The organism is Bacillus sp. MYb209, assembly GCF_002975175.1.
GTDB lineage: Bacteria > Bacillota > Bacilli > Bacillales > Bacillaceae_G > Bacillus_A.
On the sequence record NZ_PCNZ01000003.1, the window covers coordinates 368,376 to 387,939 of the forward strand.

Annotated in this window: 17 protein-coding genes and 1 pseudogene; 1 reads left to right on the forward strand and 17 read right to left on the reverse strand. The window is 36.7% G+C overall.

Features of this window, described 5'->3' with window-relative positions; translation table 11 throughout:
- Positions 1 to 869: 869 nt before the first annotated feature.
- The 5 genes and pseudogenes from CQZ94_RS08980 to CQZ94_RS09000 all read right to left on the reverse strand — a co-directional run bounded on the left by CQZ94_RS08980 (position 870) and on the right by CQZ94_RS09000 (position 3,567).
- Positions 870 to 1,811 (reverse strand): IS3 family transposase, encoded by a 942-nt coding sequence (locus CQZ94_RS08980; protein ID WP_142395790.1) that lies wholly within the window; start codon positions 1,809 to 1,811, stop codon positions 870 to 872.
- Positions 1,733 to 2,042: pseudogene (locus CQZ94_RS08985) on the reverse strand (transposase). The gene CQZ94_RS08980 and the pseudogene CQZ94_RS08985 overlap by 79 nt, the downstream one beginning before the upstream one ends.
- Positions 2,043 to 2,142: 100 nt before the next feature.
- A complete protein-coding gene (locus CQZ94_RS08990; protein WP_105585108.1) occupies positions 2,143 to 2,436 on the reverse strand; it encodes a putative quinol monooxygenase in 294 nt (97 codons plus the stop codon).
- 45 nt (positions 2,437 to 2,481) lie between these two features.
- Positions 2,482 to 3,120: a nitroreductase family protein gene (locus tag CQZ94_RS08995; RefSeq protein ID WP_105585109.1), complete on the reverse strand. Its 639-nt coding sequence runs from the start codon at positions 3,118 to 3,120 to the stop codon at positions 2,482 to 2,484.
- Positions 3,121 to 3,138: 18 nt separating this feature from the next.
- Positions 3,139 to 3,567: a MarR family winged helix-turn-helix transcriptional regulator gene (locus CQZ94_RS09000; protein ID WP_105585110.1), complete on the reverse strand. Its 429-nt coding sequence runs from the start codon at positions 3,565 to 3,567 to the stop codon at positions 3,139 to 3,141.
- A 290-nt stretch (positions 3,568 to 3,857) separates the two neighbouring features.
- On the opposite strand from CQZ94_RS09000, the gene CQZ94_RS09010 reads away from it, so the two are divergent.
- Positions 3,858 to 5,801 (forward strand): elongation factor G, encoded by a 1,944-nt coding sequence (locus CQZ94_RS09010; protein WP_105585111.1) that lies wholly within the window; start codon positions 3,858 to 3,860, stop codon positions 5,799 to 5,801.
- Between the two features lie 69 nt (positions 5,802 to 5,870).
- Here the strand turns inward: CQZ94_RS09010 and CQZ94_RS09015 are convergent, their stop codons facing one another.
- The 12 genes from CQZ94_RS09015 to CQZ94_RS09070 form a co-directional block, all read right to left on the reverse strand.
- On the reverse strand, positions 5,871 to 6,983 hold the full coding sequence (locus CQZ94_RS09015) for a cupin domain-containing protein (protein WP_105585112.1): 1,113 nt from the start codon (positions 6,981 to 6,983) through the stop codon (positions 5,871 to 5,873).
- Between the two features lie 14 nt (positions 6,984 to 6,997).
- Positions 6,998 to 7,498, reverse strand: coding sequence for a DinB family protein (locus CQZ94_RS09020; RefSeq protein ID WP_105585113.1), 501 nt, complete (start codon positions 7,496 to 7,498; stop codon positions 6,998 to 7,000).
- Positions 7,495 to 8,439 (reverse strand): fumarylacetoacetate hydrolase family protein, encoded by a 945-nt coding sequence (locus CQZ94_RS09025; protein WP_105585114.1) that lies wholly within the window; start codon positions 8,437 to 8,439, stop codon positions 7,495 to 7,497. Before CQZ94_RS09025 ends, CQZ94_RS09020 begins: the two co-directional genes overlap by 4 nt.
- Positions 8,440 to 8,544: 105 nt before the next feature.
- On the reverse strand, positions 8,545 to 9,102 hold the full coding sequence (locus CQZ94_RS09030) for a hypothetical protein (RefSeq protein ID WP_105585115.1): 558 nt from the start codon (positions 9,100 to 9,102) through the stop codon (positions 8,545 to 8,547).
- Positions 9,103 to 9,170: 68 nt separating this feature from the next.
- Positions 9,171 to 10,400, reverse strand: a complete 1,230-nt coding sequence (locus CQZ94_RS09035) for an FAD-dependent oxidoreductase (RefSeq protein ID WP_105585116.1) — start codon at positions 10,398 to 10,400, stop codon at positions 9,171 to 9,173.
- Positions 10,401 to 10,470: 70 nt separating this feature from the next.
- Positions 10,471 to 10,872 (reverse strand): acyl-CoA thioesterase, encoded by a 402-nt coding sequence (locus CQZ94_RS09040; RefSeq protein ID WP_105585117.1) that lies wholly within the window; start codon positions 10,870 to 10,872, stop codon positions 10,471 to 10,473.
- Positions 10,873 to 10,893: 21 nt separating this feature from the next.
- On the reverse strand, positions 10,894 to 12,450 hold the full coding sequence (locus tag CQZ94_RS09045) for a class I adenylate-forming enzyme family protein (protein WP_105585118.1): 1,557 nt from the start codon (positions 12,448 to 12,450) through the stop codon (positions 10,894 to 10,896).
- A gap of 108 nt (positions 12,451 to 12,558) precedes the next feature.
- On the reverse strand, positions 12,559 to 13,737 hold the full coding sequence (locus CQZ94_RS09050) for an acetyl-CoA C-acetyltransferase (RefSeq protein ID WP_105585119.1): 1,179 nt from the start codon (positions 13,735 to 13,737) through the stop codon (positions 12,559 to 12,561).
- Between the two features lie 15 nt (positions 13,738 to 13,752).
- Positions 13,753 to 14,532 carry an enoyl-CoA hydratase/isomerase family protein gene (locus CQZ94_RS09055; RefSeq protein ID WP_105585120.1) on the reverse strand — a complete coding sequence of 260 codons (780 nt, stop codon included), beginning with the start codon at positions 14,530 to 14,532 and terminating at the stop codon, positions 13,753 to 13,755.
- A gap of 18 nt (positions 14,533 to 14,550) precedes the next feature.
- On the reverse strand, positions 14,551 to 15,405 hold the full coding sequence (locus tag CQZ94_RS09060; RefSeq protein WP_105585121.1) for a 3-hydroxyacyl-CoA dehydrogenase family protein: 855 nt from the start codon (positions 15,403 to 15,405) through the stop codon (positions 14,551 to 14,553).
- A gap of 623 nt (positions 15,406 to 16,028) precedes the next feature.
- Positions 16,029 to 16,850, reverse strand: a complete 822-nt coding sequence (locus CQZ94_RS09065) for a MerR family transcriptional regulator (RefSeq protein ID WP_105585122.1) — start codon at positions 16,848 to 16,850, stop codon at positions 16,029 to 16,031.
- 265 nt (positions 16,851 to 17,115) lie between these two features.
- Complete coding sequence (locus CQZ94_RS09070; RefSeq protein ID WP_105585123.1) at positions 17,116 to 19,329, reverse strand: helix-turn-helix domain-containing protein; 2,214 nt, start codon at positions 19,327 to 19,329, stop codon at positions 17,116 to 17,118.
- Between the last annotated feature and the right edge of the window lie 235 nt (positions 19,330 to 19,564).

Consider the following 19,564-nt stretch of genomic DNA (forward strand, 5'->3'; position numbering starts at 1 on the left):
TTAAACTAATCTTATTCAAAGAAGTCATTCGTTATTTATTGAATCAACAATTCTTAATACCCCGTCCCCTGCCCTAGCTCCCCTGCTAGGGCTTTTTGTTATTTCGATTTTTTCTATTAAATTCGTATTCTTCATAACTACCATCCTTTCAATTTGCTATGCTACTAATCATTTTTATAACTTCATCAGTATCTATAAGAAAATGAGCGTTTTTTTAAGTATGCCTGTTACATAATTACTGGATGTTTACCCTGGCAGTTCGCTCCCTCTTGCTCCTTGTACTTGCTGTACCGCTTAGTTATAAAGTGAAACTTCAATCAGTGGAGGCTTTCTCCATCCCTGACTGATTGTCAGCCCGTTAGTGCGGGATAAAATTATAGTGTAACTATCTTTTTCTACGCTAAAATACCAAAAGCACTCGTTTCCATTAGTTGACAATCAAGTGCTTTAAATCCTATTTTCTATTTCCTCTCAAAATTTTCTTACGGGATTTATTTATGCCTTTAAATACATTAAATTCGTCCACATTTGATTTTTTTCTTTCACCAGAACTACCTTCACCCGTACCCTTAGACTTATTTACTTTCCCTACATGATATACAAGTTCTTCAACATTCTGCTTAAATTACAGTGCCGTATGCAAATTACTTTGAAATTCTACCATCACTTAATCTCCTCTATCTCTATATTTTCAAGAAAATTATAATATGGAAAAATATTCAAATGAACCGAATGTTCATATTTAATATACAATTAACTTCTATAACTAAAGATAAGAAAACACTCTTATCTTATTCCAACATAACGGTGTCGAGAGAATATGGTCTTACCCCAGTCAAGTAGACAGTAATAGATTAGGTGTCTTTTCATTAAGCAGCCTTAGTTCCAAATTCAATAGGACTAAGGTTGTTTAATCTTTTTTGAAATCTTTTTTTATTGTAATAGCTCATATATCTTTTAGTAGCCTTAAAAACTTCTGCTTTTTCATGAAACGTATGTCTATAAAAGCATTCTGCCTTAAAATGACTAAAAAAGCTCTCTATACATGCATTATCGTAACAATTTCCCTTCCTAGACATACTCACGGTTATTTTGTGCTTTTTAAGTAATTGGTTATATTTTTTTGACGTATACTGATAACCTCGGTCGCTATGTAATACTGTTTCGTGGAATTTTCTTTTTCTTAAGGCTTTATTAACTGTGTCTGTAACTAATTTTAAATTGTTGTATTCGCTCATTTGGTAGGCCACAACTTCGTTATTGTAAAGGTCTAGTATCACGGAAAGATATATGCGCTTATTGTTAAAGGTAAGATAGGTTATATCTGTAACCCATTTTTCATTTGGCCTTGTAGTTGAAAACTCTCTGTTTAACAGATTTTCCGACACGCCGCATTGTTCTTTTAAACCAAAATGCCTCCACTTTTTCTTTCGAATCTTAGCTTGTATCCCCATTTTTCTCATTAAACGATATGCTCTTTTGTGATTTACCTGTAAACCATAATACTTTGTGAGCCATATACAAATTCTTCGGTAACCATAGCTACCATTTATATCTGGATCTCGTTCGCATTCTACTATTTTAGACATGATAAATTGGTCCTCTTTCATCTTTTCAGAGGGATCGTTGATTCTTTTTTCCCACTTATAATATCCACTTCTTGAAACACCTGCAATTTCACAAAGCAATACAATTGAAAAGTTCTGTTTTAAGGTATGAATGACCTCGTATTCTACTGATTTAATTTTTTTGATCTCATCCCCTTTTTCGTAGCTAATAGCTTTTTTAAGTATGCGTTTTCCGCTTCTAATCGTTGTATTCTAGCATCTTGATTTATTTCATTTGTTTGTCTAGATCTTCCACGTTTTTCTTGTAGGCCCAGAATCCCTTCATTTTTATATTTTTTAATCCATCTATCTATAACTGAATATGTAACTCCTAATTCCTTTCCAATTAATTGTACTTCCAATTCCTCTATGTAAGTACAATTCAATAGCTTTCATTTTAAAATCGATTGAAAAAGTTCTTCTAATTTTCCCCATAAAAAAATCCCCTCTATTATAAACAGTAAAGTAACTTTCTTTCAACTGTCTACTATAAGGGGATCATATCAATACGCTAAAGTCATCTTTTTCTACCTTATTATTTTACTAACTCTCCATTATAAACTTTTATATCAAGCGGAGCCGTTAAAAACTGTGCTGCTTTACTAACGAAAGATGTGAAGTGTTCACTCGTATTATGGCTCGCAACTGCTGTTTCATCTTTCCATACTTCTACCATTGTATAAACACTTTCTTTTTCAGTATCATTATATAGGTCGTAAGATACATTTCCACTTTCTTCTCTTGAACCATGAAGTAGTGGCTGAATTTCTTCTAAAAATGATTGTTGTTTTACTGAATCTACTTGAAATATTGCGTGAATAATAATCATGGTGTTTCCCCTCTCATATTCCACTTATTTCTGTATTCTGTAAAATTACTTCCACTCAGCAACTTTTTCAACTGGAAGACGTACTGATTGGTAACCACTGTCAGCAGCTTTTCCGATTGAAATTAACATAACTGGTACGTGACGTTCTTTATCTAATCCGAATGCTTCTGCGATTTGGTCTTTTTCAAATCCACCAATTGGGCAAGTGTCATAACCGTGAGCACGAGCTGCTAACATAAATTGCATCGCTACAAGACCACCGTCAATTAGTACCGTATCTTTCATTACTTCTGGTGGAACCATTGAGAAGTAAGCTGAAAGTTTTTGCATTTGATCTTCTTTTACTTCAGCTGGCATTAATCCGCGCTCTACTGCTGTACCGTAAATTTCTTCTGCGTTATCAAAGTTGTTTAAGTCACCAAATACAGCGATCATTGCTGAAGATGTTTCTACTTGAGATTGATTAAATTTTGCAAGTGGCGCAAGTGTTGCTTTTGCTTCGTCACTTTCAATAACTAGGAATCTCCATGGTTGCATATTTACTGAAGATGGTGCAAGTGTTGCCTCTGTAAGAATTTCTGTCATTTCTTCTTTGCTAATTTTTACAGCTGGATCGTATTTACGAATTGAACGACGTCCTGTTAAAATTTCGTTAAAATCATTTGTTTTTACTGAGTTAGTCATAGTTGTATTCTCCCTTTTTTATAATTCTTTTATGTTTTCTTGAATGCGGTCTAACATCATTAAAAGATTGTCGCGTTCTTCTTCACTTAATCCTTTAAATGCCGAAGTAGCGAAACGCTCTTTTTCCTCTTGATACACTTGAATTTTATTTCGCCCCTCTTCTGTAAGAGAAACTAACGTAATTCTGTTATCATCTGGATTTTTACGTCTTGTAATCATTCCGTTTGCTTCCAGCTGTTTTAAATGCCTCGTAATCGCGGCATTATCAATATTCACTTCTTGCTGAAGTGCTTTTTGACTAATTTCATCTACTTCATATAACTGAAGTATGAGCTCTAATCTAGACTGGCTCATACCGGTACACCCTTCAAACTTCGAACTTACTTCTTTATTGAGGAAGTGCAATTTATATAAAATAATCGCTTCTTTTGAGCATGAACTTGTCAAATTACCCCTCCTTTACATCCAAAACAAAAACGCTTGATGTATCAATAGTTGATATGTCAATTAATATAATGGATACCGATTTAAAATGCAAGCATTTTGTTTTCACTATTTATTTTTTTGAAATTCGCCTATTAATATTTTTCCAAAATAAGGCGTTTTATGACGTTACAAAAAATGTAAATTACATTATAATAGTAATAATTTAAATGACTGGAGAGTGATTGTAATGCGGCAATACACAAATAGAAATGAGGAAATGAAAATGGAAAATGAAATGAGGATATTTATATATGACAACAATAAATATAGGGATTGTCGCGCACGTAGACGCTGGCAAGACGAGTTTGACTGAGCGTATTCTTTATGAAACGAATGTGATTAAAAAAGTTGGCCGAGTTGATAGCGGAAATACGCAAACTGACTCAATGGAATTAGAAAGACAACGCGGAATTACGATTAAAGCATCTGTCGTTTCTTTCTTTATTGGTGACTTAAAAGTAAATGTCATTGATACACCTGGACACGCTGATTTTATCGCTGAAGTGGAGCGATCATTCCGCGTTTTAGACGGTGCCATTTTAGTTATCTCTGCCGTTGAAGGTGTGCAAGCACAAACGAAGATTTTAATGCGAACACTACAGAAACTAAACATACCGACTGTTTTATTTGTAAATAAAATAGACCGTAGTGGCGCAAATACGGAAAAAGTTGTGAAACAAATAAAAGCAATTCTTTCAAAGGATGCATTCCCCTTCTACTCTGCCCAAAACGAAGGAACAAAGAAAGCTCGTATTATTGAATATAAATCATATGACGATCGTATTGAACGATTAGCGCCATATAAGGAATCATTGCTTGCATCATATGTAAATAACGAAATAATACCGGACGCACTATTAAGAAAAGAACTCGAAAAGCAAATACAGCAAGCAAATGTGTTTCCTATCTTTTTTGGTTCAGCAATGACAGGTATTGGAGTAACTGAGTTACTTGAAAATATTTCAGCCCTAATTCCAGCTACTAAATCGGCACAAGATAATACATTATCCGGTGTTGTTTTTAAAATTGAACGAGAATCTTCCGGGGAAAAAATTGCTTATGTAAGAGTTTTTTCTGGTAGTTTACACGTTAGAAAATATGTTGATATTCAGCGCAGTGAGTCTCTGTCACATAAAGAAAAGATTAAAAAAATGTGCATATTTCATAATGGAAATGCGGTTCAAGCTTCTACTGTTCAAAGTGGAGAGTTTTGCAAAGTATGGGGACTTACTAATATTAAAATTGGTGATATTATCGGTGAACGGACAGATTATATTAAAGACATTCACTTTGCCGAACCACAAATGGAAGCAGCAATCGAGGCAGTTCCTAAAGAACAAATTCATAATTTATACGCTGCACTTATGGAACTATGCGAAGAAGATCCTCTCATTAAGGTTTGGAAAGATAATGTTCATAATGAACTATACATTCGCCTTTTCGGTGAAGTACAAAAAGAAGTTATTGAAACAACACTTTATGAAAAATACAATTTACAAGTTACTTTTTCAAATACGCGAGTTGTATGTATTGAAAAACCAATTGGCATAGGGAATAGCGTTGAAGTAATGGGTGAAAAAGAGAATCCTTTTTACGCAACAATCGGCTTCAAAGTGGAACGTGGTGAACTTAACTCTGGTATTACGTATAACTTAGGCGTTGAACTCGGATCACTACCTTTAGCATTTCATAAAGCGATTGAAGATACTGTATTTCATACGTTAAAACAAGGTTTATACGGCTGGGAAGTTACTGACATTATCGTCACATTAACGCATACTGGCTATGCAAGTCCTGTCACAACAGCAAGTGACTTTAGAAATTTAACCCCACTCGTTTTAATGGATGCATTGAAACGAGCTGAAACATGTGTATTTGAACCAATAAATGCATTTGAATTAACTGTTCCAGAGCACGCAATTAGTACCGCAATGTATAAACTAGCTGCCATTCCAGCAACTTTTGCAGAGCCTACGTTGCATAATGACTCTTATCATTTAACAGGATCATTACTTGTTGCAAAAACAGAGAATTTTAAACGAATGCTCCATTCATTTACTGAAGGAGAAGGTATCTTTATAACAAAGCCAGGTGGTTTTACAAAACTGACGGCTCCCTTCCCTACTCGAAAACGTGTTGACTTTAATCCGCTAAATCGGAAAGATTATTTACTTCATGTGTTGAAGGCTTATTAATTAACAAATAGGAAAAAGCGCCCTCTTGTATGATATTTTCTTTACTAGAGGGCACTTTTTTACACAATATCAAGGTAGAGCTGGTTCAAACTCTCCTGTGATTGTTTGATATCCATTATTGTTCTCATATTCCTGTTTCCGCTCTAACCCGAACTTTTCTAAAATAGGAAGGTCATTTGTTGAAAATACATAACTATTTTCTAGCGCAACGTGTTCGTGCCATGCCCAGTTTGGTACAACAAAGAAGTCTCCTTTCGACCAGTCAAAGCGAACACCATTAATAATCGTATATCCTGCCCCTTCATGCACATGATAGATTGATGCATGCGTATGACGGTGTGCTTTTCCTTTGAATCCCTTCGGCAATTTTTGCATCCAAGCTGCAATCGTTGGACACGCTGTCTCACCGTTCGATGGATTTATATATTCAACAGCATAACCATCGTAAGCATCTGGCTCAAAACGACTTAATCCGTTAAGCGCTGCTTCCGTCCCTAACCATTTGTAAGAACTAAGTGGTGCTTTCTTTGCATATCGGTCGGAAATCGGTCGAACCATTCCACCTTCATAACGCTGAGCAGTATAATTGTCCGGCACATTTGGCTGTTCAATTTTTTCTGGATACGGCTCAAAGAACGTACCGCCGAGATAATAAATGGTCGGAATATCAAGACAATCCATCCAAATCATCGGTTTGTCACCAGTGTGACCATGTCCATGCCACAGTCCATTTGGAGTTGTTAAAAAGTCTCCCCGTCCCATGAAAATACGCTCTCCTTGCACAATTGAGTAAGCCCCTTCTCCTTCCATGACGAAACGTAACGCATTTTGAACATGCCGATGTGACGGAGCGGTTTCTCCAGGTTGTATCAATTGAACCGCTGCATATAACGTTTGTGTAGTCGATGCCCAGCCCCATGGCTTTCTATAATTAAGTCCTGGATTTTGGAAATAAATCGCCCTTCGTTCTCCACCGCGATCTGGTGTAAATATTTGCGTCGCTTCCATTAACTTTTTGTGAAGCAATTCAGATTTCCAAAGGTACGCTTGTGCATGTGGTTCAGGTGTATGTTTCATTAAATCTGGGATCGCGTTCCAAAGTGGTCCGAGATGATATTGTTCTATATCACGATTGAAATCTTGTACGAGTGCACTTTCAAAAAAAGCATTTTTTTCCGCCATGTTATTTGCCTCCTTTATCGCTCATTAAATTTAGATAAATTTCGCTCGATTTGGTTATAATGCTTTTCTGTATGCTCTACGATGAGGTGATTAACGATGAATTCAATCGGCTTGTTGTCGAAACGAGGATTGCGACTTGGAGCCTGTATGGTTAAATCTTCGACTGTTAATTTTTTTAATACATTCTCTATTATGATAGGTATTGAAGAGAGCTGTTGAATGACTCCGTCTACAGAAAGTTTATTTATATTCTCTTCTGAAACTGTTTGTAGTCGTACTTCATCTGTCAAGCCACGGCCCCATAGCTTTTCAGGTTGTAATTTAATATTGTTAATTTCTTTTGCCCAATACGGAATTGCTTCTACTAAATGTGTAATAATTTGCATAACTGACCATTCGTCTTCTGACGGTTTCCAACGAACCGTTTCCTCAGGCAAAGACTTAACAACAGTTTCTATTTTATTAATCGATTCACGGATAGATTCGATAGCATTAATCTGCAAATTTTTAGTCATAGCACCGGCACCTCTGATGTTTGTTTCACTCTATTTTCAAGTACACCTACTTGATCAACCTCAATACGAACGATGTCTCCATCTTTAAGAAATACTTGCGGATTATGCGCTACACCTACACCACCTGGAGTACCCGTTAAGATGACATCACCTGGCTCTAATGTTATTAAATTGGATAAGAATGCAACAAGATATTGAACTGAGAATACTAGATTTGCGGTATTAGACTGTTGACGCTTCTCTCCATTAACTGTTAAAACAATATCTAATCCAGATGGGTCTGTTAATTCATCCGCTGTAATTAACCACGGCCCCATTGGAGCACTTCCTTCAACTGTCTTACCTTGCAGCCACTGAATTGTACGGCGCTGAATATCACGGTAAGTAATATCATTGGCGATCGTGTACCCTGCCACATACTCAAGGGCGTCTGCTTCTGAAACATTCCGAGCACGCTTTCCAATTACAAAAGCAAATTCCGCTTCATAATCTAGCTGTTCAGAAATTGGATAAAAAGGAATATCATCTTGTGGGCCAACTACAGTATTAGCAAACTTCGCAAAGATAACTGGATATGGCGGTAACTCTCGTTTCATTTCCAAAATATGCTCACGATAATTGTGACCTACACAAATAATTTTTCCTGGAGAAGGAACTGGAGCTTCGATTTTGACTTCCTCTTCTTCAAATATCATTTTAATTTCATTCTCTTTCGTAAGTGCATAAGCAACAGCATCTTTTGCTAGATTCATACTTTCTGTTCCGCCTTGTAAGAACCCATTCATATCCTTTGGAATATACGCTTCTGCAATTTGAGCGGCACGAAGTTTCCCCTCTGATTTCAGTTTTGCTTTAAAAGCTGCATGCAGATCAATCAATTTCCGATTTTCTAAAGCTGCAATTCTAGTTTCTCCGCTATGGGTAAAAGTAACAAGTTTCATATTAATCTTCCTCTCTTAAAATATAGATCTCAAATAGATAAACCTCTTTCTTCTTATACAATCAAAAGCAAGTGCGGGCCACATTTTTATATACCCTTATCTTTGTTACAATAGATAAAAAGTATTACCTTCTGGACCAAGAGGTAAATGCCCCGCTTCAAGTAACTCAACAATTGGAAGGAACACATTATTTCCTTCAGCTAATTCAGCTGCACATGCAAGAACACTGATGTACATCGCATGCCCTACGAGAAATTTGACCATTTTCTCATCACCAAATATATTGAATGCTTGTTTATAGGCTCCGTGGAATATTGCCTCAGGAACTTTATCCACCACATCTGCAAGGAGTTTTTCGTTTCCTGTGCGTACAATTTTCTCCATTAACTGATCTGGTACTTCTTCTAGCGCTTCCCATAAAGTACTTCTTTCAAAAGAAAGCCTTTCAATTGTTTCATTTAATTGTTTTCTCGAAATCCATCTTATTTCATATTCACTAATGTTTAGTGAACTCATGAATCGATCTACTTTCTTCTCGGCTTCTAGATTTTGTTGTCCAGCGTTCACATACCAGTCCAAAGTCGTTAACCGCTCAATCATTTCATTTGCAGAACGAGCACCAGAACCATACTTTTCTTCATTTATTAATTGTGACAAAGCCATTTCATATCGCTCCTTTCATATCGTTCACGTTACTCATCTAGCTGTTTTCCCTTACAATTTCACCTATATTAATATTTCGTTGTCAATTCAGGAGGCCCAAACTTTGGTCCGTATGGTCCTTCATCAAGCCATCTTCCCAATCTTGGAACGATGGATACCATTGAGGCCGCAATTTCTCTTTTCATATTCATTTCAGGAGAATTCCCCTGAAGGTGATGAAGTGCAGTCGTTGAAGCGTCGCGGTTCCATTTGGCTGCGATTTGACGTTCCCTTGCAGCTGCTCCAATCGCTTCTATCCGTTCTTCCTCAGAATGAGATTGTAATGCTTTCTCAATACCTCGCGCAGCAATTACAGCATCTGGAACCCCAGAATTTAATCCACGTGCACCGAATGGAGCAAATAAATGTGCAGCTTCTCCAGCTAGAAGAATGCGACGATTTACGTCAGTAAACGAATTTGCCACTACTTGGTGGAAACGGTATGAAGACACCCATGTAATCCGCTCAGCGTACTTAGGATCCATCACTTTTGGTAACCACTCCTTAGCACTTTCAATATTTGTATACTCCTCTGGGTTGTCTGATTCAAGCAGCTGTAAATCAATACGCCATCCTCCTTTAAATGGAACAAACATTACGTTTCTTCCCCCCATAGCTGGATGTTGATAATGGAATATTCTCTCTAAAGGAAGCGGATCCGTTTCATCTTCTTTTGCATCTACAACGATAAAAGTATCTGCTGTACGCGGGCCTTCGAATTCTAATCCGGCCTGCTCTCTTACGATTGAACGCGCTCCATCACAACCAATCACATACTGTGCCTTCAAAGTTTCGCCACATGTAGTAGTTAATTGCACTCCGTAATCAGTAACATCTAAATTCTTGAGTGGGGCATTCCAAAGGAATTCAACCCCTACTTCCATGCAAGCCTCATAAATATGCTTTTCAATCTCATCCTGATGGAGAGCTGTAAAATGAGGTAATTTGTTGTACTTAAGGTTTTCATCTTTGCCGTAATTGCGCACATACACTTCTTTGCCTTTGTAAAATGTTCGTTTGACAGGCCAAATGATTCCGTTTCGAGCAAGTGTAAAACCAAGGCCTTCAGCAGTCTCCTCAAGAAGCTTCAATGAAGCACTATGCAAATAAATGGCTCTACTTCCTGGGCGTGGTCTGCCAAATGGTTCTGCTTCAATTACTAAAGTTGATATCCCCTTTTTTTGTAATGCAAGTCCTGCTATTAACCCTACTGGACCTGCGCCAACGACGATTGCATCATATTTTTTTTCTTTTGCCATATATAACTCCCCTTTATTAATAAATTTCCAACAATCGGCTCTTGCTCGTACGTTTTCAACTCTCCACTGCCTATATCTCCGGCATCATCTTCTCACGAATATCCTCAGGTATTGGATACGCTTTCGCTTTTTCTTTGAAAGAAGTCCATGCACGAGTTTCATAACCTTCTGCCACAATCCGTTCCCCTTTTACAAAAACATGCTGAATTGTAAAAACTTTATTACGCAATTCGTTCACAGTACTTTTCACAACTACTTGGTCTTCAAAACGAAGAGGTGACTTAAATTGACATTTTGCTTCTAGTAAGGGCAAACCAATTTGTTGTTCTTCGTAAAGTTCGACTGAAGGAAAACCAATTTTTTTAAAATATTCATGAGTTGCTTCATCCATCCATTTATAAAAATTAGGATAATACACAATGCCAGCTGCATCTGTATCTCCCCATCTTACTTGAAAAGTATACTCTTCCATTATGCCTTTACCTCCTATCTATCAAACTGTTGGACTAATATTTGAAGATACTTGTTCTCTCAGTTTCAACTTTTGAATTTTCCCACTTGCTGTTACTGGAAATTCATCTGTAAAGATCACTTTCTCTGGTATTTTATAAATTGCCATTCTCTCTTTAAGATACAGTTTCATTTCTTCTTCTGAACTAACTTCTCCATTTTTTAACCGTATGACCGCACACGCAACTTCCCCGAGCACTTTATCTGGAAGACCTACAACTGCTGCTTCTATTATTTTTGGATGTTTCATAATGACTGCTTCAATTTCTTGAGGATAAACGTTTAACCCACCTCTTATGATCATCTCTTTCTTTCGCCCTACGAACCTTAAATATCCTTGATGATCAAGGGTACCTAAATCTCCTGAATAATACCAATCTTCATTATCCAAAACCTGTTTTGTCTGTTCAGGCATATTATAATAACCTTTCATTACTCCAAATCCCTTAACTGCGATTTCTCCCACTTCTCCAGGCGGGAGCGCTACTCTATTTTCATCGACAACTTTTAACATAACTCCTGGAATTGCCTTTCCGAGCGTTTCTATAATGTTCTGCTTCGTATCACTATAAGAAGTCATCGTAACTGAAACCGTTTCAGTTATTCCAAATGATTGACAAAGGTTAATCCCCATCCGTTCTCGTATCTCCGTCACTGTTTTTGCCGGAATAGGTGCAGCGCCAACTAATCCGGCACGCAATGAAGATAAATCATATTTATCAAAATCCTCTAATTCTAGTTCTTTTATAAACATTGTTGGTACGCCTTTTTGGATGGTTACCTTTTCTTGTGCAATTAATTGTAAAGTTTCTCGCGGACGGAATTTTTCTTGTAATATCATTCGTCCTCCCATCGCTACTGCACAAAGCATATTAATTGCCATACCGAAAATATGAAACAGTGGTGCTGAAATAATAAATACATCATCTTGTGTACAATGCAGCTCTATTCCTATCGTTTGTGCAGATTGTACAACAGCACGGTGTGTAACCATTACACCTTTTGGGGTTCCCGTCGTCCCTGACGTATATAATATACAAAACAAATCATCGTTCACATTTATATTCACTGGTTCAATATCCATTGTTTCTGTACGCATTAACTCCTCATACGAACAGAGATTTGATTGCGAAAACCTTACTGTAATCGCTTTTTGTACCATAGTAAGCACTTTTTCAAAACCAAAATTCTTCTCAAATTCTCCTGAAGCTATTAATAGCTTCGGAGCTGAACTTTTCAATATATACTCAATTTCATATGATTTATATTTTGGATTAAACGGAACGATTATCGCTCCTAATTTTGCTGCTGCAAAATATATAACTACTGTTTCGGACCAGTTTGGTAGAGATACAGCGATACGGTCTCCTTTACCTAATCCTAGTCTCTGAAATGCAGTAGCCAAACAATCTACTTCGGTTTTCAATTGTTTGTATGTAATTCGTCTCGTTAAATCATATATTGCTTCTTTTTCACCATAAGATGAAGTAATAGATTCTAACAGTTCATACACCGCTAATAAGTTCATATTCTTTTTCATTCTCTCACTCACTTTCTATCGTCTTACCTACTAGCTCGCGTTTTTTATCCCATACTTATAGCGGGACATACGATATAGGAAAACCAGGAAGGACTCTCCCTGGTTTTTCTAGTACAACGCTTCCCAAATCGCTGCAATTCCTTGACCTCCGCCAATACAAACAGCGGAAACCCCATACTTTTTATTTCTTCTTCTTAGTTCATAAATTAAGGATAGAGAAATTCTCGTTCCACTCGCAGCAAGTGGATGGCCTATCGCAATTGCCCCTCCATTTACATTCGCTTTATCAAGATCGAATCCTAATTCTTTTTGACAAGCTAAGTACTGCGCAGAAAATGCTTCATTAATTTCAATCAAATCTAAATCTGCTAAAGTTAGATTCGCTTTTTCTAATGCACTTTGAATAGCTGGAACTGGTCCAATTCCCATATACTTTGGTTCTACTCCAACAACAGCCCAAGAAATGAGCTTAGCAATCGGTTTTAATCCTCTATCATTTGCAAAATTACTGGATGCTAAAACAACGGCCGCTGCACCATCCACCATTCCGCTTGCACTACCAGGAGTTACTACACCATTTTCAACAAAACGGGGTTTTAATTTCGCTAATTTTTCTAGGCTCGTATGACGGATATGCTCATCTTCATGTATAAGCTGTTCTCCTTTTCTTCCTTTCACTGTTACTGGAACAATCTCTTCTTTTAAATACCCTTTTTCCCTTGCTAAAAGAGCTCGCTCATGGCTAGAGAGTGCATGCTGATCTACTTCTTCTCTCGTTAAGTTATATTTTGCTGCCAAGTTTTCAGCTGTTTCTCCCATCATACATTTACCATACGTATCATAAAGACCATCCCATAACCAATCTTCTAAAGCCGGACCACCGAGTGGACTTCCCCATCTCATTCCAGGTATTACATGCGGAACTTGGCTCATGTTCTCAGTTCCTCCTGCAAGTGCAACGTCTGCTTCTCCGCAAAGAATATAACGAGCTGCCGTTAAAATAGATTCAACACCAGTTCCGCAAAGACGATTAATCGTCAACGCGGGGACATGAATAGGTGCTCCGGCTTTTAAACCAACATGCCTTGCTAATAAATGTGCATCTTTACTAGACTGCTGAACATTACCAAATACAACTTGATTAATATCTTCAGCAGATATAGAAGCTTTTCGTATTGCTTCCTTAGCGGCAATTGCCCCTAAATCTGTTGCATTCACGCTCCGAAACGATCCTGAAATTTCAGCGAACGGAGTCCTAGCTCCCTCCAATAAAACAATCTCTGTCATATCCCATTCACCTCATTATTTCCCTAAATATACTGGTTTTCTTTTTTCAACGAATGCTTGTAATCCTTCTTTACGATCCTCTGTTGCGAAAGCATTTCCAAAACATGTACTTTCAATGATTAAGCCTGTTTCAAGGTCAGCATTACTTCCTACATTTACCGCCGTTTTTAACATTTGAAGTGCAACTGGTGGTTTTTTTGCCAATTTATACGCCCATTCCTTTGCCGCTTCGAATAACTCTTCCGCAGGTACTACCTTGTTGATAATATGTAAATCGAACGCACGATGCGCATCAAACATATCTCCGAAATAGAGTAATTCTTTCGCTATCCCCTGGCCGACAATCTTTTGAAGACGCTGTGTACCTCCGCCTCCAGGAATAATTCCGAGTCCCACTTCTGGAAAAGCGAATTTTGCTTGATCCGAACAAATACGTAAGTCACATGCGAGTGCGAGTTCAAACCCACCGCCAAGAGCTAATCCATTTATCGCCGCAATGACTGGCTTTGACATATTTTCAATTTTGCTAAATACCGTTCGTGAAGTCTTATTCATTTTGTTTACTCCGACAAGATCAAGTGCTGCCATTTCATTAATATCTGCGCCTGCGACAAATGCTTTCCTTCCGCTTCCTGTAAGAACGATTGCTCGTACTTCTTCATTTACCTCTAGTTCACCAAATAGACTGGAAAGTTCATTAAACACTTGTGTATTCAATGGATTTACAGGTGGTCGATTAATTGTAACGATCGCAACTCTATTTTCAATTTCACAAATTAAAAACTCATAATTCATAACTTAATCCCCCATTCTTTATTCATAATCATAAAAACCTGCGCCTGTTTTTTTACCGTGTCTACCTGCTCTAACTAGCTGTTTTAAAAGCAGCGGCGGCGCGTATTGATCATTGTTTAATTCTTCTTTGAAGTACTCCATCACATGATACCCAATGTCTACACCTGCAAAATCTTGAAGTGTAAACGGCCCCATCGGATAATTAAGACCGAGCGTAACTGCCTTGTCGATATCTTCTGCAGAGGCAACGCCATCTTCAAGCAATTTAATTGCCTCTATAAATTGCGGAATCATAATTCGATTAACAATAAATCCTGGGGAATCCTTCTTTACTTCAACTGGTTCTTTCGAAAGTTTTTTAGATAGCGCTTTCAATTCTTCGACTGTTTCATCACTCGTTCGATAACCACGAACAACTTCTACAAGTTTCATAAGTTGTGCAGGGTTAAAGAAATGCATACCCGCCACACGTTCTGGACGGTTCGTCGCTGAAGCGATCTCTGTTATTGACATAGATGAAGTATTTGTTGCGAGTATAACCCCTTCCGGAGCAATCCGGTCAAGCGCAGCAAAGATTTCCTTCTTTAATTCTAACTTTTCTAACACTGCTTCAATGATTACATCTGCGTCTTTCATATCTTCCAAACTAGTAGTCAATCGAATTCGGCCAAGCGCCAATTCTTTATCTTCTTCAGTCATCTTTCCTCTCGTAACACTCTTAGTCATAAATCCATTCATACGTTGCATTGCATTATCTAAAAAGCGTTCCTCAATATCATGTAAAATAACTGTAAATCCATTTAATGCAGCTAAGTTCGCAATTCCAGAACCCATGGATCCTGCACCGACAATACCAATTGTTTGAATCGACATCTTTCATCCCCCTGTTCAACTTTTTTAATATTCTGCAAATAAATTATATCTATATCCAAAAAGTTTTTGTATCTACACAATGTAGGAAAAATATATATTTCTTTCATACATTTTTAGGGGTGTTCTTATGATGCAAATCCAATTGAAAAGAATTATGATTATTTCAAAGACAAAAAGTGCGCGCCTCTAAATATATAACTTTTCCTTGAGGCGCGCACTCTATGATGTAAACATTGCAACTATATGTTAACGTTCTTTACCATTTGATGAAATAACCATCTATACCAATAAAAAATCTGTTTCTGATACCCTCTCATTTTGTTCGTAAACATACTCATAGACAACAATATTCCTCATATTTACGATTTCTAATATTTGTTCTAACTGTTTTAAATACTCCCCACTTTCACAAGAGCTTTCTTTGTGATTTCAATATAAACTATGGTCTAAGACTAGGGGCAATAGCTTTATTTAATTTATTCATATATTTTGTATAAACTCAAATGAGCAAAGAGTAAACGCCCTTGATTTTCGGATTCAAAAAACCGCATCTAATTGTAGACGGTGTCTAACAATTAGCATGCAGTTTTTTCATTTCATTCTCGATGACCACATATACGATGTCATTTTTTATCTTTAATCATAATAACAGGAATCATAATAGTATAATGTTCAACTATTCTCCCTTGTCCTTTCGTCTCACAAACATACTGACATAAAATATCTCCGTTAAGAGTGTAGCCACGTTCCTGAATAATATGTAGGGGTTCATCTAAAATTAATGCTGATAACGGTTCACTCGCATCTTTTTCATATAAATAATACAAACACTCCCCCATATCTACTTGTAAAACCGATTCATCAATAGGTAATTGGCATTCGTTCATTTTCAATTCAGAGGTAGCCATTCCCCAATAACTGTTATTTATATTTTTCATTTTATATTGTTCAAGTGGAATGTATAACGCTGGATACACTGTTGGTAAAAAAGCTAACCATTTTTTTACTAGCGGATTTACACACAACGTTCCTTCATTTAATTGAACATGTTTGAGAAAATAATAAGTTCCAGCTTGCCTTATATACCATTTCCTATCTTCTTGTTTAAATTCTTTTAATAAACTCATAAATTCAGTAATTTGTTTTGTTTCTAATTCTAACCTTTTTATCGCTTCATTTTTTTCAACTATTTTTTCATTACATTTTTTTACTATGTCATCAAATTCTAAGCCATTAAAAATAGATCCAATTTCATTAACATGAAATCCCATTTGGCGAAAACTTTTAATTGCTAAAAACACCCCAAAATCCTCATATGTATAAAATCTAACACGGGTATCTTTATCTTTTTGTGGTTTGAGGAAGCCTTTCTTTTCATAAAATCTTAAAGCATCTATCGAAACACCAAATTCCTTTCCTACTTCTCCTATTTTATATTTCCTCATACACATCACCTTCAAATCTATAATTCCTTTTCAAATACCCTTATAGTGTAACAAGTTTTAAAAACAATTACTTAAAAAATACGCAACTACTTAGCTACTATGTATAAAGCAAAAATAAAAAGAGGTTTCATACCAAGCGAAACCTCTTTTTATCTAATTGAACGTAATTTTGTATATTTAAAAAGTTATATGATGTGCGAAACGTCTATATCATCTAATTATTCAAACTATAATTTTGGCACATAAGTTAAGAAGGAAACTTATGTTATCCCATTACCTCTCCATACATATCATAAAGCTTTAGTGCCATCATTAAATTGAATCTTACTTCGGCATGATTTAAATCAGCTGAAATGAGCGACTCTATTTTTTCAAGCCTGTACAAAAGTGAACTCCTATGAATATAGAGTTCTTCTGCAGCGCTTTTTACATTTCCATTATTTTTCAAAAAAACATGTAATGTATTATATAAGTCTATATTCTTTCCTTCTGAATATTTAAGTAGTGGACCAATTTGTCTATTAATAAATAGGTCTACGGCTGAAGAATGATTTAAATGATGTAAAATGGCATACGATCCTAGATCTTCAAATAGGGCAAACCCCTGTTTGCGAAAGCGACTGTCTAAAATATTTAGAGCTTGTATTGCCTGCTGATAACTAATAAAATAGTCTTCTAGTTGCTGCGTCCCCCCACCAATCCCTATCAATACACTACAGGAAATAGGTGATGAACCTATCCATTTTTGGATGCTATGATATAATGATTCCCAAAATTTTTTCGAGCTGTTTTTCTGCTTTTCAATGGGCACAATTAAGAGTTGCTCCTCAATATGGGAGGCAGCTAAAATGCCAGTTCCTAGTTCCGGGAGACGCGACTTAATCAAATCCCATATAAGTGATTTTTTCGCTTGCTGTTCGAGGAGGTTCCCTTTTCTTAATTCTTTCTCCTCAAGAGAAATCGACAATACAGCTATTCGATGGTTTTTGAAAAGATCCCATTGATACAAGTTTGCATATTGCAAAATGCTATCTCGATCTTCTATTTTTTCAGTGAGCAATTTACTAATAAAACTGTCTTTCATCTGCTCTTTCGTGTCTAGAACGAGCTTTTGTTTAATAAACTGAATTGAGCAAATATTACGAGCTAAATCAACCGTCAATTGATCAAATTCATCCATTCTCCCGCTAGGTCTTCGCACCGCTAAATAACCTAGTAAATTACCGCCCCCATTGATTAACCAAAATGAAAAACAATAACCAATATGTTTTGGATCATTAACATGAAAAGTATCAGTGATTCGTTGCTTTCTTCGTTCTTCTCTTGCCAATTCAGCAAGTTGTTCTGTTAGCTGGTTACCGTTCTCTGTTTTCTCAGTATTAAATGAAACAGGCTGCATAAAGCTATCAAAAATAATAACAGAGTCCTGAAACAGACTGCCAAGCATTGTTGTAATTCCTTCAAAGTTATTATCCTCGACCGTTTCTTTTAACAAAGCTTGTTGGTAATCTAAGAGAAGATGAAGGCGTTGCTTATGTTCTTTCTCTCCATTATATAGCCTTGCATTATCAAGTATAGTGGCCAAATGATTAGCAAGCATTTCCAATGCTTTTAAATCGTCCTTCGAAAAGACTCCTTCACGTTTATTTTCAACATGTAGAACTCCAATTGGTTTCATGTCAATAACCAACGGAACCGTAACCTGTTCACCACCAATGGTCTCAAAAAATGGAAAGTGCTCTTTGAGTACGTATTTTTCCTCAACCATGATTTTCTGTGGACACTCCATTTCCCCATATGACGGCGGCTGAAAAACAAAACAGTTTTCCTCCTCGTTATAAAGGTAAATACATGCAAAATTCGCATCTGTTCCAATTCCAGCTTTAGAAGTTAACTCAAATATATGCTGTTCTAACGGTACATCTAGCGAAAGATTCTTACTAACCCATCCAAATCCTTCGATTTTTTTAAACTGTGCTTCCTTTTGTCTAGCCACTGCTATAGCCACTGCTAAGTCTTTTCCAAACTCCTCAAATGATATTTCCATATCTAAAAGAGGAACATGACTTAAAAAGGCAACGATACAAAAACCAAAATGCTGTATGTCATCTTTTAGTGGGACGGTAAACCAAGTCTTCACACCAGCATGTTTCAATGTTTCCGCCAGGACGCACTCCCCTGGAGAATCTGCCGTTTGATCCGTTATGCTTTGATATTGAAGTTTCGAAGAACATTCATCAGAATGAAGAGGAAAGGCTGAAGCTAAGGAAGTTAAATTCCCGCTCCATGCTCTTGGTAAAAACTGCCCTCCTTCATTTAAAATTACAGCTACAAAGTCACAATATAGTTCAGCGCAAAAGGAATCGGTTAAATACTGAAATGCTTCTTCTTCAGTATCAATCTTAATAAGCTGACGTGATGTGTTACGTAAATGATATTCTACTTTTTTCATTAGCTTCTCTCTTTTGTTGTCAGCCACGAACCATCTCCTCCATTTCGCCTTTTCTATCTATTGTAAAAGAAGAGATACATATTAGGAAAGGAAATATATCAAGATTCTTTTATATGAACTACAAACTACACACCACTTAACACCCTTTCGGGTTGTTTGAGGTGGGTGCTTCTTGGGAATTAGATACTTTTTACGAAGCCATAAAGATAATACCTACCCCTAAGGAAAATACCAATTACATAGCTAATTTTAGTAAGTTGAT

Excerpts from the sequence above, each read along its gene's own strand:
- CQZ94_RS08990 (WP_105585108.1), bottom strand. The coding sequence starts at position 2,436 with ATGATTATTATTCACGCAATATTTCAAGTAGATTCAGTAAAACAACAA.
- CQZ94_RS09015 (WP_105585112.1), bottom strand. The coding sequence starts at position 6,983 with ATGGCGGAAAAAAATGCTTTTTTTGAAAGTGCACTCGTACAAGATTTC.
- CQZ94_RS08995 (WP_105585109.1), bottom strand. The coding sequence starts at position 3,120 with ATGACTAACTCAGTAAAAACAAATGATTTTAACGAAATTTTAACAGGA.
- CQZ94_RS09020 (WP_105585113.1), bottom strand. The coding sequence starts at position 7,498 with ATGACTAAAAATTTGCAGATTAATGCTATCGAATCTATCCGTGAATCG.
- CQZ94_RS09010 (WP_105585111.1), top strand. The coding sequence starts at position 3,858 with ATGACAACAATAAATATAGGGATTGTCGCGCACGTAGACGCTGGCAAG.
- CQZ94_RS09055 (WP_105585120.1), bottom strand. The coding sequence starts at position 14,532 with ATGAATTATGAGTTTTTAATTTGTGAAATTGAAAATAGAGTTGCGATC.
- CQZ94_RS09025 (WP_105585114.1), bottom strand. The coding sequence starts at position 8,439 with ATGAAACTTGTTACTTTTACCCATAGCGGAGAAACTAGAATTGCAGCT.
- CQZ94_RS09065 (WP_105585122.1), bottom strand. The coding sequence starts at position 16,850 with ATGAGGAAATATAAAATAGGAGAAGTAGGAAAGGAATTTGGTGTTTCG.
- CQZ94_RS09060 (WP_105585121.1), bottom strand. The coding sequence starts at position 15,405 with ATGTCGATTCAAACAATTGGTATTGTCGGTGCAGGATCCATGGGTTCT.
- CQZ94_RS09030 (WP_105585115.1), bottom strand. The coding sequence starts at position 9,102 with ATGGCTTTGTCACAATTAATAAATGAAGAAAAGTATGGTTCTGGTGCT.
- CQZ94_RS09035 (WP_105585116.1), bottom strand. The coding sequence starts at position 10,400 with ATGGCAAAAGAAAAAAAATATGATGCAATCGTCGTTGGCGCAGGTCCA.
- CQZ94_RS09040 (WP_105585117.1), bottom strand. The coding sequence starts at position 10,872 with ATGGAAGAGTATACTTTTCAAGTAAGATGGGGAGATACAGATGCAGCT.
- CQZ94_RS09045 (WP_105585118.1), bottom strand. The coding sequence starts at position 12,450 with ATGAAAAAGAATATGAACTTATTAGCGGTGTATGAACTGTTAGAATCT.
- CQZ94_RS09050 (WP_105585119.1), bottom strand. The coding sequence starts at position 13,737 with ATGACAGAGATTGTTTTATTGGAGGGAGCTAGGACTCCGTTCGCTGAA.